Source organism: Buttiauxella sp. A111 (assembly GCF_014189855.1).
GTDB lineage: Bacteria > Pseudomonadota > Gammaproteobacteria > Enterobacterales > Enterobacteriaceae > Buttiauxella > Buttiauxella selenatireducens.
The window spans coordinates 646,409-660,978 of sequence record NZ_BJFN01000001.1 but is presented as its reverse complement, the minus strand read 5'-3'; the positions used below and the strand labels follow the sequence as shown (position 1 = coordinate 660,978).

The following is a 14,570-nucleotide window of genomic DNA, read 5'->3' as shown; positions in this document are numbered from 1 at the left end:
ATGGGCTGGGAACGTCAAAAACCTTTTACTGTTGAACCACCGGTGCCGCCATCGTCTGGTGCCTGGTTACTAAGTGGTGTGCTGGCGGTGATCACCGCTGTTCTGCTGTTTATTCTGCATGCTTCCGGCAGGTTGAGTCTGCTCAACGTCGTGAATATCTGGCTGTTTTCGCTGACTCCGGTGCTGCTGTGGCTGATTATTTTCAGTCTTCGCGGCTACTTTTACGGGCGTGACCTGGATCGCTATCAGTTTCTGCAACATGAAGCACAGCACGCGCAGCAGCAGTGGACTGCGTGGGCCGAGCGTTACCTTGCCGTGATGGCGAGTTGTGTGATGCTGCCGGACCATATATCCGCCGCGTTGTTACAGCAGAATGCAAAGGGACTGACTCAGTACCGGGATCTGGTCCGGCGTATTGATTATCTGCCACCGGATAAACCTGTATTTTCCACAGCGATGACCAGCCTGCTTGCTGGTGTTGAAGCAGCTGTGCTGGCTCTGCCAGCCGAATTGCCTCTCCAGGTCACGGTACTTGCCGATGTGCCGAAAACATCCCGGCAAAATTTGCATGCGCAGTTTGCGGATGGCTGGCAGGCAATGTTTCCGGCGCGTCCTGGTCCATCATCGCTGACCATTGTCGATAAGCTTTCTTTCCACACGATCGATGAGCGCATTAAGCAACCAGAAGAAACGGTTCAACTGGTTCTGGTGTTGCAAATGCAGGGGCAGGAAAGTTATTCCGATGGTCTGGCCGCGTTGCTGTTTACCAGTGATGACGTTGCCCACAAATATTCGCTTTTTCATCCGACTCGTCTGCTGCGACCGATGCAGTGGGATGTGGCCCACGTAGCTCAGGAGCTGGAGCTGTTTCTGACCACGCAGACCGAGGCCCTACGAACGGTGGGCATTCTTGGTGATGCTCAAAAATGGACAGAGTCATCCTCTGAACTGCTCTCCACCGGCAATGCGCAGGGTACCTCCTGGGGGCCGGATGATATCCGCACTATTGAAACATTTTGCGGTATTCAGGGGCCATTCTCGCCCTGGTTGACTGCCGCATTGGCGGCTGATTTTGTTCGCATCGGGCGGCAGTCCTGGCTTGCGCTGTCCACATCAGACTCAGAACATTTTATCTGTACCATCACATCAGGGAGTGGGGATGAACCTGCTAAGTAAAATAGGGCGTATCGGCGGGCTGACATTTTTGCTGCTGCTGTTACTGGGCGCGCTGGGCTGGTTTATCTGGCATCACGGGGAGCTTATCTGGCTGGATACGAACAGCAAGAAAGTGCTCGGTTTCATGCTGGTTTGTGCGATTGCCGTGGGGTTACGTTACGGCTCAGTGCTGGGCGGACTGGTGAAGCAATGGCGTCACCGTGAAACGGAAAAACAGCAAAACGTCCTGCCAGAAGACGAAAATCGCCTGGCACAGACGGCCCCGCGCCATGTCACGGTCACTGAACTTCAGCAGGCCCTGCGCAGCACCTACGGTCGCTTCTGGCCCCGTAAAGTCCGCATCCTGCTGCTCAGCGGTAGTGCGGCCGATGTGGAGCAACTCGCCCCAAACCTGACCACACAATTCTGGCAGGAAGATGCCGGTACTGTTTTACTCTGGGGCGGTGATTTAGGTGCACAGGCAGACAGCGCCTGGTTTGGCGCGCTGCGTAAACTGCGCCGCTGCCCGCTGGATGGTGTGGTGTGGGTGAGCTCTGCGCTGGCGAAGCAGGCCTCACTCGGTCAGATAAACACAAAAGCCACGCTCACCACCGACATGATGGACAGCGTCGGGCAGGCGTTTGCTGCCCGTTTCGCGTTACTCGGCTGGCGGCTGCCGCTGTATGTCTGGTCGCTGCATAATGCGGAAGGCGCGCAGACGGAGCGTGTCACGCAGTCTGTCGGTTGCCTGTTGCCCGCGAATTGCAAAGCGGACGAGCTGAGCACGCAGCTTTCTGGTCTGGTGCCTGGCCTGATAGAGCAGGGCACACAGCAGGTAAGCACCAGCACTGCACACCAGTTTTTACTGCAACTTGCCGACCAACTCTCGCGCACGCCGGATTCGGTGGCCGGACCGCTGGGTACGCTGTTGAATCCATACCGTCCTTCGCCGCTGGCGGGGGTGATGTTCAGCCCGGCTTCCGTGGATGCAAAACGCACCGTCAAAAATCACTGGGGCAAAGACAACCGCTGGGATGTGCTGCTGGATTCTCTGCCGTCACTGCCCGCAGGTTTAGCCCCGAAAAAGCTTGGTTTTGCCTGGCGCAGACTGTTAGCGATGTGCGTCGCAGGGGCGATGGTGCTGTGGGGGGCAGGCATGGTGATGGCCTTTCTGGTTAACCGCGACGCAATAAATACTTCCGAAACACAGGTGAAGCTTGCCGCGAACGTGAAGCAACCGCTCCCGGCACGTCTGAAAGCACAACTTGATTTACAGCACACGCTCGACCGCCTGCAATATCGCCAGCAGGATGGCGCGCCGTGGTACAGCCGATTTGGCCTGAGTCAGAACGATGCGCTGTTAACCGCACTCTGGCCGCATTACGGGGCCAGCGCGTTGCCGCTGCTGCGTGATGCCGCCTCCAGACACCTTGAAGAACAACTGGAAACCCTGGTGCAGTTGCCACCGGACGACCCTAATCGCAACAAACTGATTAAGCCGGCTTACGACCAGCTCAAGCTATACCTGATGCTGGCGCGTCCGGAGAAAATGGATTTTGCGTGGTTTAGCAAAACCCTGATTACCGACTGGCCGCAGCGTGAGGGCGTGCCGGATGGTGTGTGGCAGGGGAGTGGCCCGGCGCTGCTCGATTTTTATGCCCGTAACCTGGCCCGTCACCCGGAGTGGCGTCTGCTGCCGGATGAAAATCTGGTGAATCAGGCCCGCACCCTGCTGGTGCGCCAAATGGGGGCGCGTAACAGTGAATCGTCGCTCTACCAGAAGATGCTGCGCCAGGTGGCAAACCAGTATGCCGATATGCGCCTGTCCGATATGACCGGTGATACCGATGCCGACCGTATCTTCACCACCGATGCGGTGGTGCCGGGGATGTTCACCCGCAAAGCCTGGGAAGAAGCGGTCAAACCGGCCATTGAAAAGGTGGTCAGCGAGCGGCGTGAAGAGATGGACTGGGTACTCAGCGATATCAAAAGCACCGTGGTGCAACAGGATTCGCCGGAAGCACTGCAGGCGCGTCTCAAAGAGCGTTACTTTGCTGATTTCTCCGGCAGTTGGCTGGAGTTCCTTAACAGTCTGCACTGGCAACAGGCACAGACGTTATCTGACGCTATCGATCAGCTCACGCTGATGGCCGACGTGCGCCAGTCGCCGCTGGTTGCCCTGATGAACACCCTGAGTATTCAGGGGAAAACCGGGCAAACCGGCGAGGCGCTGTCCGACTCGCTGGTCAAGTCCGCCAAAAACATGTTAAACCGCGACGAGCAACCGGCGATTGACCAGCAGGCCGGGGCGCAAGGCCCGCTGGATGCGACCTTCGGCCCGGTGCTGGCACTGATGGACAACAAAGGCGGCGGGCAGACCAACCTCAGCCTGCAGACGTTCCTGACACGCGTCACCCAGGTGCGTCTCAAACTGCAACAGGTGGTGAATGCTGCCGACCCGCAGGCGATGACCCAGACGCTGGCGCAGACGGTGTTCCAGGGCAAAGCGGTGGATTTAACCGAAACCCGTGATTACGGCAGCCTGGTCGCTGCAAGCCTCGGCCAGGAGTGGAGTGGCTTCGGGCAGACGGTCTTTGTCCAGCCGATGGAGCAGGCCTGGCAGCAGGTGTTAACCCCTGCCGCCGAAAGCCTGAATGCCCAGTGGCAGGCGGCCATTGTGGATGACTGGAACAGCACCTTTGGCGGACGTTATCCGTTAAAAGATACCAGCAGTGAAGTCTCTCTGCCGTTGCTGGCGCGTTATCTCAACAGCGACAGCGGGCGAATCACTCGTTTCCTACAGACGCGTCTCAACGGCGTGTTGCATAAAGAGGGCAGCCACTGGGTGCCGGACAGCATCAATGCCCAGGGGCTGACCTTCAGCCCGGCATTCCTCAAAGCGGTCGATACCCTGAGTTACCTGTCCGATGTGGTATTCACCGACGGTGAAGCGGGGATGCGCTTTGAGCTTCGCCCGGGCACAGCCAAAGACGTGATGCAGACGGACCTGGTGATCGACAGCCAGAAACTTAGCTACTACAACCAGCTTCCTGCCTGGAACCGTTTCACCTGGCCGCACGATACCGAAGCGCCAGGAGCGAGCCTGAGCTGGATAAGCACCCAGGCGGGTACCCGCCAGTATGCGGATCTGCCGGGAGCGTGGGGCTTAATTCGTCTGCTGGATAAAGCGTCTGTGACCCCAAATCCGGGAGTGAACAGCAGCTTCAGTCTCACCTGGAAAGCGCAGGACGGACGGCCCCTCAACTACACCCTGCGTACCGAAGCCGGGGAAGGCCCGCTGGCGCTGCTGAAATTGCGTAACTTCACGTTGCCGGCACAGATATTCAGTGTTGATGCACGAGCCTCCGCAACTGCCGTACAGACTGCAGACACTGAATTCGGGGGTGACAACTGATGGCCACGCTGAACACGTTACTCAATGCCTGCCATGCCGAGCAGACGACACTGGCACAACAGGCGCAGTTGCACATTCCGTTGTGGGAGAAATGGCTGACGCCCTTTTCCGAAACTCTCCCGGTCGGGGAAGATCCTGGCTATGACGACCATTTCCAGCAGATGCGCGAGGAGGTCAACAAGCTCTCCGGTGCTGATACGGCACGGGTCTGCGAGCTGGCCGAAACACTGCTCACCACCACCTGCAAGGATGTGCGCGTTGCCACCTATTACATCTGGGCGCGGCTGCATACCGACGGCGAAAGCGGCCTGGCAGAAGGGTTGACTTTGCTTGCCGGGCTGCTGCAGCGCTTCGGGGATGCTTTGCATCCGCAGCGTGCCAACAGCCGCAAACTGGCGCTGGAATGGCTGGCGGGCAGCCGTGTGCTGGACAGCCTGTCGCTCTACCCGGAAGTGGTGAAAGCGGATTTTGAGCGTATCACCGGTGCACTGGCACTGATTGAAGAGTGCGTGACTGGTTGGGATGACGCGGCTCGCCCGCAGTTCAGTGGCCTGTACGCCGCGCTGGAAAACCGCCTCGCGCAGTCCGGCGGCCCGGATGCGGTTATCCCACAGAACAGCGGCACCCCTACTGTCAGCAACACGTCGGCAGCCGATGCGCCATCGTTGAAAGCAGTCACTTCGGGACGAGATTTACTTGACCAGGCCAGGTTGCTTGCGAAGTACCTGCACGACCAGCCAAACGGCTGGCTTTCCGGGCATCACCTGATGAAAAGTATTCGTCTTGACACTCTGCATGAGCTGCCTGCGTTGGATGCAGTCGGGCGTACGCGCCTGGCGCCACCAAAACCGGAAAACCGCGCCTTGCTTAAACGCCTGTATCTGCAACAAAGCTGGCTGGAATTGCTGGAACAGACCGACAGCCTGTTTGCTCAGGGCGTCAACCACCTGTGGCTGGATTTGCAGTGGTATGTTCATCAGGCGTTGACCAAAGCCGGTGCGCCATACGAAGGCTGGGCAGACATTATTAAGCAGGATCTGAATGGTCTGTTGGCGCGCCTGCCGGGCCTTGAAGGGCTGGCATTCAGCGATGGTACGCCGTTTGCCGATGAAGTGACGATGAACTGGATACACCAGCAGGTCACGATGTCCGCAGGCTGGAGCGACAACTCTGCCGCGCCTGCCAGCACTGCAGGCGACGACGATATCCTGCAACTGGAGCCGGAAGCGCTGGCCCAGGCCGACAGCGAAGGGATTGAAGCCGCACTCAACTGGCTGCAGAACCGCCCCGGCACCCGTACCCCGCGTCACCAGTGGCTGCTGCGTCTGCTGATGGCGCGCGTCGCCGAGCAGTACGGCAAAAACGACATGGCGCTGCATCTGCTGAATGAACTGGATGGCAACGCGGCCCAAATCACCCTCACGCAGTGGGAGCCGGAACTGCTGTTTGAAGTGAAAGCCCGCCGCCTGAAGCTGCTGCGAATGAAAGTGACGCGCGCCGAGTCCGATAAACCGCGTATTCAGGGCGAAATGGATAACTTGCTGGCGGGATTAATCAGCCTCGACCCGGTCAGGGCGGTGGTGCTGTGTGGGTAATAATAAATAAGGACATGTTCACATGATTGACAATCTGAAAGATGTTGCTGCTTCCCTGCTGACGAATACCCTCAATCGCTACCGTCTTGATATTCCTTCCTGCACTTCAGCTTTAGATGTTGAGGAGTTCAGTGGTAATGAGGGGTTAAGCGCTACGTATCGCTATTCTGTGATTTTCACCAGCGCCGATAAAGATATTGACGCGACCCAGTTGCTGCGTAAAAACGCCAGCCTGACGATGGGCACGGGGACGCTACAAAGTCTCGTCGATCAGAAAGTTGTGCATGGTGTGATTACCGGTTTTCGCCGGATCTCAGGTTCAGCCGACGAGGCCAAATACCAGATCACGCTGGAGCCTTTCTTCGCCTTGCTGAGCAAACAGTTTCGCACCCACCGCTTCTTTGTGAATAAATCGGTGCCGGATGTGGTGGCGCAGATCCTTGATGAACATGGTTTCAAGGGCTGGGAATATGAATTTGCGCTCAAGCAAACTTACCCAAAACGCGAGCAGATAAACCAGTACCAGGAAAGTGATCTGGCCTTTATTGAGCGCCTGCTTTCTGAAGTCGGGATATTTTACTTCTTTACCCTGCAGCCGGACACCCAGACTGAAGTGGTGCATTTTGGTGACAAACAAAGCGCGTATGAATTTGGCAAAAACCTGCCGCTGAACAGCCCGTCAGGCATGAGTGATTCTGGTGTCGAGTCGGTCTGGGGGATCAATGTCCATCAAAATGTGGTTGAAGCGAGCGTAACCGCTAAAGACTACAACTACCGCGAAGCCCAGAAGATCCTGCAGTCTGCCAAAGTCGATATAACTCGCGGCGACGGTGATGGCATCACCTATGGCGAGGTCTATCACTACAAACCTCGCCATCTGGATACTGGCAGTAAAAGCGAGCCGACTGCGGAAACCGCGAACTTCCTGGCCCGTCTGGATCACGAGCGCTTTTTATCAAAGCAGATACAGGTCACAGGCGTTGCTAATGATGCGAATCTCAGTCCCGGTCAGGTATTAACGATCGTTGAAACGGCGATTGTGCCAACACTGCCCACAGTCCTGGATAACGGGATTGTCATTACCGGAATGCATTTCAGCGCCAGCAGGAAAACGGCATTAGTAGCACAGTGGTCTGCCATCCCCTTCAGCGAAACCCTGTGCTGGCGTCCGGCACTCAAACCTCGTCCGAAAGTCAGCGGCACGATGATGGCACGCGTCACCAGCGCGAAAGCCAATGACATCTACGCCTGGCAGGATGCCTCCGGTTTGTATCGGGTGAAATTTGATGCCGACCTGGACGACAAAGCGCAGGGCCAGGAAAGTATGCCGGTGCGCCTCGCCAAACCTTACGGCGGCGACGTTTACGGTATTCACTTCCCATTGATTCAGGGCACGGAAGTGGCGATTGCCTTCCATGACGGCGACCCGGACCGCCCGTATATCGCCCATGCGCTGCACGACTCACGTCACGTTGACCCTGTGACGGAAAAGAACAACACCCGCAACGTGATACGCACACCTGCGCTGAACAAAATTCGCCTGGAAGATAAGCGTGGCGAAGAGCACATCAAGCTCAGCACCGAGTACGGCGGCAAAACCCAGCTTAATCTTGGGCACAATGTGGATGCCGAAAGGGCTATGCGGGGTGAGGGCGCTGAGCTCAGAACGGATAAATGGGTGTCCATCCGTGGTGGTGCTGGCGTGTTCATTACAGCGGATACGCAGTCATCAGCCAGTGGAATGATGCTGGGGATGAAGGAAGCGATTACTCAACTGGAAAGTGCGCTGAGTATTGCGAAAAGCTTATCTGCAGCGGCTGAAGGTGCTCTGGCATTACCATCCGATACCCAAAGCCAACAGATGCTGAACGAGGCGCTAAAAGAACTGGTGAAGGCAGGAATAGTGCTGAATGCTCCTCAGGGCGTGAGTATCAGTAGCCCACAGGCCGTTCGTCTGGCATCTGGCAGTGCCAGCGTAGGCATCATGTCGCAGCAAAACACTGACATCAGCGCGATGAAGCGTTTTACCGTAGCCGCCGGTGAAGCCATCAGCATGCTGGCGCGTAAGACGGGCATGAAGTTGTTTGCAGCAAAAGGGAAAGTAGAAATCCAGGCGCAGGATGATGGTCTGGACGCGATTGCTAAAAAAGACATCACTGTCACCAGTGTGGAAGGCAGGGTGGAAATCACAGCCGCGACAGAGTTGGTAATAAATTGCGGCGGCGGCTACATCAAACTCAGCGGCGGCAACATTGAAATCGCCGACCCGCAAAACATCCTGTTCAAGTCAGCTAACTGGCAGAAGATGGGGCCTGCGAGTTTAAACCCAACTACGCCCCCAATGCCGAACGGTGAGATGTTTATCGCCGATCCAGACGTTGCCCCGCAGCCATTACGTATCAGTGTTCCACAAGCGCCTAACGCCCCTGGTTCAAGCTGGGCGGGGATGCCTTATACGTTGTATGCCGATGGAGCACTGTTCCAGAAAGGTGTGCTGGACAAAACCGGCCATCTGGACATTGAGCATCAGACAACGACCAAACATTATCGTATGGAAATGGCGAATGGTATCAACTATCAGATCCCTGTCGTCAGCGCTTACCGCAATGCAGAGCAAGGAGAGATGGCTAACCGTGGGCTGCAGAATCATACCTCTGACACCAGTCCTGATGTGAATCAACCCGCCTCACATACCGAGCACCGAAATCTCTATGATGAACTCCTGAAAGGCTTCAGCGATAAGGAAGAGAGCTAATGAGCCAACATGAAGTTGTTTCCCCCGTCGCAACTGTCGATACAGACCAGTGCACAATCACTCCTCCGTGGTTTGTTCAGGACACTGAATATCACCCCACGCAGGCGACTTATATGCCGCTGGTTAATGGCGAAGAAGCTTTCAAAGCTGTACATGAAGCTATCGCCAATGCAAAGAAAAGCGTCGATATCATCTGCTGGGGGTTCCAGCCTTCGATGTACTTTATTCGTGATGGTAAAGAGCCCTGTATTGGTGAGTTGCTGAAAAATATAGCAAAAGAAAAAAAAGTAGAGGTCCGTATTTTGGGGTGGGAAATGCCCCTGAACTCATCTGGTGTTGCTGGTGAGGCTAATTTGCCTGGGAAGGGGCCCATCAGTATTAAAGATAAGGCTGGGCAAACTTCCACAGATGAGCAATATGCTTTCGACCGGGAATGGTATAGAGAACACTCCTACGAAAGTAAACTGCAAGGCGTGAGTAGTGCGGGAATGAATATCCTCGGAGGTAAGGAGACTCGCGATGAAAAAGCGATTAATAAAATTCTAACCGAAACGCCAGTATTTGCTGGTCGGGGATTTAATGCAAAAAATCGGACAGAGATAGCCTATCAAACGTCCTATCAAAGTGCGGATCCGAATCTCAGTGTTTCCGCTATTTCGACGATGGCAGGTACCGTCACTCACCACCAAAAAACTGTACTGGTTGACTATGAATTACCAGAAGATGCAGTTGGTTTCGTGATGGGGCATAACATGCTCGACGAATATTGGGATACTGATGGACACTCGTCACAGAAGCGGCCAGGCACCAGTGATGACCGATGGGCACCCAATTTAGGGCCACGCGGCAAGCTTCCACGGCAGGATATGTCCAGCCGGGTGACAGGGCCGATTCTCGAACACTTGCATGAGAATTTCGCGACTGCATGGCGGAGGGCAACCGGACAAGATTTGCTCACAATGCGCAACGCCAAAGAAGTCGCTAAACAGCTCAAACCGCGGGCTGACCTCGGCACACCAATAATGGCCCAGCTTCTACGAACTCAGGTGCAGGAGGGAAAACGTGATATCGAAAAGCTCTATCTGAAAACAGTGAATAATGTTACGCAATTTATTTATATCGAAAATCAGTATTTCCGCTGGCCACCACTGGCTGAAGCGATTAAGAAACACGTTTCAACTCTATTTGAAAACGGGCGTGACCCTAAAAAACATGGCTATGTTCATCTGTTTGTTGTGACCAATGTAACGGATGAAGGCATCGGGGCTGGCACCGTGAACACACAGCGCATGCTCGAAAGTCTCGGGCGTGCAGATACCATCCCTAATGTGACAAAACAACTCAAAATTGCAGAGGTTTTAAAGCAGTTACCGACCGTATATTACGACCCTATGAACCCTAACAACAGGTCACGAGAAGCAGAAATTATCAAAGAAATAAACGATATAGAGGACAGTAAAATTGCAGAGGTAAATATTACAGGCCTGAAAGTCCATATTTGCTCTCTTGTCGCGCCTGACTCTCCTGAGAATAACTGGATGCCAGTCTATATTCACTCAAAATTGATGATTATTAACGACGTATTCACCACTCATGGCTCCGCCAATATCAACACACGCAGCATGCAGGTCGACAGCGAAATGAATATTGCCCACGAATGGGCCGATGTAACAAAAGCATTGCGCCAGCGACTTTGGAATTTGCATACCAATGGGATAGGTGTACAGGATGAACCCGATAAGGCGTTCAAAGCCTGGGAGTATCTTCTAGGTAAGAATGAAGCGCTCCAGGCTAAAGGGAAATACACGCCTGAGGCGTCATTAATTAAGTTTCTCTACAACCCAGTAACGCTGACGGATCTGGACTGATGCGCAAAATATTATTGTTATCCTGCCTGCTGCTGGTGGCTTGTGATCAAAGCAGCACTATGAATGCTGTAAAAAAGGATGTTCCCATGGATTCACTTAGAGATATAAATGCCAGTCTGGTCTTTACCTGCAAACACGAAACCTTTCCGGAGCCTTCTGCCGATTCGGATGCGTTGTTTAAATACGCCCGCTGGTTACAGAAAAATAACCTGCTTAAGCAGGACAAAACAGTAGATGCGCAAACCGAGCGCTTATACCGCATTGCAGCGACAAACGGGCATGTTAAAGCCAGTATCAACCTGCAAAATGGTGCGATACGTGGCCAGTTCAATCTCAGTTCAGACGAACGTCTGCGAATGAGCCAACAACTGATAGATGCGAAAGTGGCGACCGGTTACTACTTTATCGCTATCTATCTCGAACGTGGCGCGGCTGGGCTACAGCAAAATCCGGACATGGCATTGCGTTACTACCGCAAAGCAGCGGATGAAGGAAATCCTCAGGCACAGGCTTATGTTGGCCATAGGCTAGCTCCAGCTAAAATGTCACCGGAAATTGCCCGTCAGATGCGTCGTTGTGCAGCTGAACAGGGGAATGGAGAAGCCGCACAAGCTCTTGGGATTGATCTTCAAATTGATGGAGTATATAAGGAGGCGATCGAGGCATTTCAACTTGGAATTGCTGCTGGTGATGAAACATCGGCCTATGCTCTAGAAAAAGGATTTGGTGGGCCGGAATCCGAAAGTATTTACTATCTAGGTCAGCAGAAAGATCCTGAGCGCGCCCGTCGTTATGAACAAATCGGCGATGTGCTGAGCAGAGCCTCTTATGCAAGCCCTAAAGTTCCTGAAATCAACGATATTGTCCCTCTGCCCCCCGCTCAGCTGCCCGCCTGGGACGGCAAGCTGAAATGGGTCGAAGCCGATGATGCCAATATAGCGCCACCAAAACCCAGCGAAGCCCTGATTGAGCAACTGGCGAAAGACAAACAGCTCAACCCGGAAACCGGCAGGCCGCTGCCAACCTCACCGGATTTTAATAAAACTGCCGCAGTTCATTTGCTGTGTAAAACCGGTGAACCCTGCCCGAAAAGTGGCTACTGGCAGATTGCCTGGCTGCCTCATAACGGCATCAGCCAGAACGCGATTTTGACGCTCAAAGAGGGCGACATAATGCCCACCGACGTCGTGGATTTTTATCGCCCGCGTCCGTGGCCGTTCAGCGACAAACATTATCAGCAGGAACAGCATGTCGACTGGCGATTTTTAGGCGAGGTGTAATTCCACTTCACGGCAAGCCAGCAACAGTCACTCTCAACGGACATAAAGCAAGGAATGCAGAAGATGAACCTGTTTAACAAAGCTCGAGGGATGTACCGGTTACTGCTGCTGTCATGCCTGCTGCTGGCAGGTTGCGATCAGGGAAAAGCCCCGACGCCAGTCAATAAAAGTGCGGCGATGGACCCGCTTTCCACTATCAATGCCCGTCTGGCCTTTACCTGCAAACACGAAACCATCCCGGAAGCTTCAGCAGATGCTGATGTGTTGTTCAAGTACGCCCGCTGGTTGCAGGTGAATAACCAGCTTAAGGAAGATAAAACCGTGGATGTGCAAACCGAGCGCCTGTATCGAATAGCTGCGGCCAACGGTCACTATAAAGCCAGCATCAACTTGCAGAATGGGGCATTGCGCGGGCAGTTTTCACTTAGCCGCACGGAGCGCCTGCGTATGAGTCAGCAACTGATAGAGGCAAATATTGCTACTGGTTACTATTTTATCGCCATTTATCTCGAGCATGGTGTAGCCGGACTGCAGCAGGATTCTGAGATGGCGTTACGTTACTACCGTAAAGCGGCGGATGAAGGAAACCCGCAGGCTCAGGCTTATGTGGGCGATAAGCTCATCCCATCGAAAATGGCACCAGTTATTGGCCAACAAATGTTGCACTGTGCTGCTGAGCAGGGCGAGGGTAGTGCGGCGAAATCGTTGGCAAATGTATTTATGATTGAAAAGAAATTTCAAAAAGCCGTTGAAGCCTTTCAATTAGGCGTTGCTTCTGGCGATGATACTTCTGCAGGTATGATGAGCGAGGCATTTATTGGTCCTGAGCCCGCTAATTCATTGTATTACATGGGGCAAAAAAAGGACTCTGAACGCGCCCGTCGTTACAAAGCTATCTGGAAAATATTGGCAAATTATTCCTATGCCCATCCCACCGTCCCGGAAATCAATGAGATCGTTCCGCTGCCGCCAGCTCCTTTGCCCGCCTGGGACGGCAAACTGAAATGGGTTGAGGCCCGTGAAGCTAACGTTCCACCCACCAAACCCAGCGAAGCTCTGATTGAACAACTGGCTAAAAACAAACAGCTCAACCCGGAAACCGGCAGACCGCTGCCAGCTTCAATTATTAATGAAAACTAGAAATACGTTATTAACTGAGGGGATAAATGAAAAAGGTATTAAATTTTAGTTTGTTGTCAGTTTCTCTGGCAACGTCTTTCATCACCTACGCAAATCAGACCAGCATTGAAGTATTGAGTGCCACAATAAAAGACCAGAAAATCTCCCAGGCCCAGGTTGTTATTCAACGTAATGGCGAACAATCACTCACGGCTACGAGCGATACAGCAGGAAAAGCGAGTATTGATACGCCTTATTCTGATACCAGCGATAATTTGGTGCTGATTAAAAAGGAAGGTTATTCCACTCTGGTAGCAAAGTGTCCATGTAATGGGATGAGTTATGCATTAAGTCCTGCCATGAAAGGGCTGGATAGTATGCGTGTTGTTTTAAGTTGGGGGCGCACGCCTTCCGATCTTGACTCACACATGGTTTATCCGGGAAACCACTTGTTCTTTAGTCATAAAGAAGGGCGTAACGGTAACCTGGATGTTGACGATATTGACAGCTATGGGCCTGAAACCATTACGCTCACTAAGCGCGAAAACGGGCAATCTTATATTTATGCGGTCCATGATTTTAGTGACCGTGAACAGCCAGGCACAATGAACCTTTCTGACAGCCAGGCAAAAGTGTTTGTGTATGTTGGTGAATCATTAGTTCGAACCTATTATATCCCGACCGGGAAAGCCGGAAATCTGTGGACGGTGTTCCGGGTGAATAAAAATGGTGATATTGAAGATATTAATAACGTGAAAGGCACCACGTTAGATGCCGATGATATGGCTGGCGAATTACAACCCTTGCTGAGTAACAGTGCAGCTATTGATGCGCAAATCTGGAATAATGAGAGTATTAATATTTCAAAAGCGCTGAATCTTCAGGGGGAGGCCGCTTATAATAATAAACAATATGATGCAGCCATTAGCTTGTTTACGGATGCAGTCAACAACTATCCGGAAAACGGTAAGGCTTACGGCAATCTGGGGCTGGTCTATCAGAAAGCAGGACGTACGGCGGAAGCTATCTGGGCAAACCGTAAGGCTATTGCATTGGCTTCGGGTAATGGAGCTAATACCATTCGTGCAGGCGCTAATTACAATATCGGTAAAATTTACGAAGCCGCAAATCAATATGCAGATGCCCTGATTTATTATAGAGCCGCGAAAAGTGAAAAACAGAATCCTGTTTATGATAACGCGATTGCCAGAGTAAGTGGAAAATAAACTAAACATCAGTGTGCTGCAAAAAATATATGGGTGACGAACCCATATATTCCCTCGGTATGTTAATCATTCAGTTTTTATTAAACGCTAATAGTATTCTAAAAACACAAGGCCGATTCTTTTACGGTTGTATTCAAACGATCGAACTTCGTTGCAT

General features: G+C 53.1%; 8 protein-coding genes. All 8 read left to right on the top strand.

Features of this window, described 5'->3' with window-relative positions; translation table 11 throughout:
• A complete protein-coding gene (locus BSPA111_RS02955) occupies positions 1-1,176 on the top strand; it encodes a type VI secretion protein (protein WP_183269699.1) in 1,176 nt (391 codons plus the stop codon).
• Positions 1,160-4,570, top strand: a complete 3,411-nt coding sequence (locus BSPA111_RS02950) for an ImcF-related family protein (protein ID WP_183269698.1) — start codon at positions 1,160-1,162, stop codon at positions 4,568-4,570. The genes BSPA111_RS02955 and BSPA111_RS02950 overlap by 17 nt, the downstream gene beginning before the upstream one ends.
• On the top strand, positions 4,570-6,165 hold the full coding sequence (tssA, locus tag BSPA111_RS02945; RefSeq protein ID WP_183269697.1) for a type VI secretion system protein TssA: 1,596 nt from the start codon (positions 4,570-4,572) through the stop codon (positions 6,163-6,165). The genes BSPA111_RS02950 and tssA overlap by 1 nt, the downstream gene beginning before the upstream one ends.
• Positions 6,166-6,187: 22 nt before the next feature.
• Positions 6,188-8,920 (top strand): type VI secretion system Vgr family protein, encoded by a 2,733-nt coding sequence (locus BSPA111_RS02940; protein WP_183269696.1) that lies wholly within the window; start codon positions 6,188-6,190, stop codon positions 8,918-8,920.
• Positions 8,920-10,788 carry a phosphatidylserine/phosphatidylglycerophosphate/cardiolipin synthase family protein gene (locus BSPA111_RS02935; protein WP_183269695.1) on the top strand — a complete coding sequence of 623 codons (1,869 nt, stop codon included), beginning with the start codon at positions 8,920-8,922 and terminating at the stop codon, positions 10,786-10,788. The genes BSPA111_RS02940 and BSPA111_RS02935 overlap by 1 nt, the downstream gene beginning before the upstream one ends.
• Before the next feature lie 86 nt (positions 10,789-10,874).
• Positions 10,875-12,068: a sel1 repeat family protein gene (locus tag BSPA111_RS02930; RefSeq protein ID WP_255459223.1), complete on the top strand. Its 1,194-nt coding sequence runs from the start codon at positions 10,875-10,877 to the stop codon at positions 12,066-12,068.
• Between the two features lie 90 nt (positions 12,069-12,158).
• Complete coding sequence (locus tag BSPA111_RS02925) at positions 12,159-13,208, top strand: DUF6396 domain-containing protein (RefSeq protein ID WP_183270281.1); 1,050 nt, start codon at positions 12,159-12,161, stop codon at positions 13,206-13,208.
• Positions 13,209-13,234: 26 nt separating this feature from the next.
• Positions 13,235-14,413 (top strand): tetratricopeptide repeat protein, encoded by a 1,179-nt coding sequence (locus BSPA111_RS02920; RefSeq protein WP_183269693.1) that lies wholly within the window; start codon positions 13,235-13,237, stop codon positions 14,411-14,413.
• The last annotated feature ends 157 nt before the right edge of the window (positions 14,414-14,570 follow it).

Bases quoted from the DNA above. Each gene is read 5' to 3' on its own strand.
- BSPA111_RS02955 (WP_183269699.1), top strand. From the start codon at position 1: ATGGGCTGGGAACGTCAAAAACCTTTTACTGTTGAACCACCGGTGCCG.
- BSPA111_RS02950 (WP_183269698.1), top strand. From the start codon at position 1,160: ATGAACCTGCTAAGTAAAATAGGGCGTATCGGCGGGCTGACATTTTTG.
- tssA (WP_183269697.1), top strand. From the start codon at position 4,570: ATGGCCACGCTGAACACGTTACTCAATGCCTGCCATGCCGAGCAGACG.
- BSPA111_RS02940 (WP_183269696.1), top strand. From the start codon at position 6,188: ATGATTGACAATCTGAAAGATGTTGCTGCTTCCCTGCTGACGAATACC.
- BSPA111_RS02935 (WP_183269695.1), top strand. From the start codon at position 8,920: ATGAGCCAACATGAAGTTGTTTCCCCCGTCGCAACTGTCGATACAGAC.
- BSPA111_RS02930 (WP_255459223.1), top strand. From the start codon at position 10,875: ATGGATTCACTTAGAGATATAAATGCCAGTCTGGTCTTTACCTGCAAA.
- BSPA111_RS02925 (WP_183270281.1), top strand. From the start codon at position 12,159: ATGTACCGGTTACTGCTGCTGTCATGCCTGCTGCTGGCAGGTTGCGAT.
- BSPA111_RS02920 (WP_183269693.1), top strand. From the start codon at position 13,235: ATGAAAAAGGTATTAAATTTTAGTTTGTTGTCAGTTTCTCTGGCAACG.